This window comes from Sabulibacter ruber, assembly GCF_017355955.1.
GTDB lineage: Bacteria > Bacteroidota > Bacteroidia > Cytophagales > Hymenobacteraceae > Nibribacter > Nibribacter ruber_A.
In genome coordinates, this window is record NZ_JAFFID010000030.1 from 1 (window position 1) to 431 (window position 431).

The following is a 431-nucleotide window of genomic DNA, read 5'->3' on the forward strand; positions in this document are numbered from 1 at the left end:
GAGAGGGAAACAGCCCAGACCGCCAGCTAAGGTCCCCAAGTGGTGGCTAAGTGGGAAAGGATGTGGGAAGGCCATGACAACCAGGAGGTTGGCTTAGAAGCAGCCATCCTTTAAAGAAAGCGTAATAGCTCACTGGTCTAGTTAAGCCGGCCTGCGCCGAAAATGTAACGGGGCTCAAGCCACCCACCGAAGCTGCGGATGTGCCGTAAGGCACGTGGTAGCGGAGCGTTCCGTAGGCCTGCGAAGGGCGTCCGTGAGGCCGCCTGGAGGTATCGGAAGTGAGAATGCTGACATGAGTAGCGACAAAGAGTGTGAGAAACACTCTCGCCGAAAGTCCAAGGGTTCCTGCGCACGGTTAATCCGCGCAGGGTGAGCCGGCCCCTAAGGCGAGGCCGAAAGGCGTAGTCGATGGGAATGCGGTTAATATTCCG

1 rRNA gene is annotated in these 431 nt (G+C 57.8%); it reads left to right on the plus strand.

From position 1 onward, the window contains the following. A 23S ribosomal RNA gene (locus tag JT719_RS24310) occupies positions 1–431 on the plus strand; the annotation flags it as partial.